The 497-nt window shown below is 46.7% G+C and carries 1 pseudogene; it reads right to left on the reverse strand.

What is annotated here, in order from left to right:
- Window positions 1–497, reverse strand: a pseudogene (locus MZO40_RS17010) (IS256-like element IS1310 family transposase); the annotation flags it as partial.

A 497-nucleotide genomic window follows, 5' to 3' on the forward strand; every position in this document is an offset into this window, starting at 1 on the left:
AACGTTGTCGTTTGGCTTTAGGGAAATGCCGATTCAAGCCTTCATCCAAACCAACTAACCCATCGGCCACAAACAACAGCACATCTTTAACGCCCTGCTTGATCAAGGTTCCCAGCAATTCAGTCCAGATTCCAGTCGATTCCGTTGGCGCCACTTGGTAGTTCAGCACTTCTTTCGTCCCATCTGGACGAATGCCAATCGCAATATGAACGGCTTCTTTTTGAACGGTATCCCGCTTTAACGGCAAGTAAGTGGCATCTAAGAAGATGGCTGCATATTGTGAAGCCAGTCGACGTTGCTGGAAAGCTTGAACCTGTTCATTGACGGCTTTAGTCATGTTGGAAACCGTGGCTTGGGAGTAGTGAGCACCGTACATTTTTTCAATGAGTTCGGCAATTTCAGCAGTGGTAATTCCCTTGGTATACAACTGAATGACCGTTGTTTCTAAATTATCACTGTGCCGACCGTAGGCTGGCAAGGTATGATTTTCAAACCGG

It is taken from the genome of Lactiplantibacillus sp. B652 (genome assembly GCF_023806745.1).
Classification (GTDB): Bacteria; Bacillota; Bacilli; order Lactobacillales; family Lactobacillaceae; genus Lactiplantibacillus; species Lactiplantibacillus pentosus.